Below are 369 nucleotides of genomic sequence, written 5' to 3'. Positions count from 1 at the left end.
CTGCGCACCAGGATGCGGGCGCTCCTTTCTGAGGATCAGCCGGGTCCCGGTTGGCCAGCTGCTGATGTTCACATAGTCGGTGGCATCAACCACCCACGCCCCGTCCCGGACGTTGGCGTCGGTGTTGATTGCTGCCTGCCACAGCTGGGCTGGGATCTGATCGACTACCTTCTGGACGGGCTGGGTGATGAAGTAGCCGAAAGAGAACTCGACTCCGAGCTCCCGGCAGTGGTCAGCGAAAGCATGGGAAGCCCCAGCCGAATCGCTGCGCACCAGGACACCAGGACCGCGTTCAGCTCCGGGGCGTACATGAGCAGGCAGGGCTTCGATGGCTTGGTCGATCACGGTGATGTGATCAGCAGCAGTGTT

General features: G+C 62.3%; 1 protein-coding gene. It reads right to left on the bottom strand.

The window, feature by feature from the left end:
* Positions 1-369, bottom strand: a 369-nt coding sequence (locus FEF26_RS15590; protein ID WP_208012972.1) for a transposase, incomplete at both ends; no start/stop codon positions are given.

The organism is Nesterenkonia salmonea, from assembly GCF_005771525.1.
Lineage (GTDB): Bacteria > Actinomycetota > Actinomycetes > Actinomycetales > Micrococcaceae > Nesterenkonia > Nesterenkonia salmonea.
The sequence above is the reverse complement of the archived record's forward strand: the minus strand, read 5'-3'. Positions and strand labels throughout refer to the sequence as shown.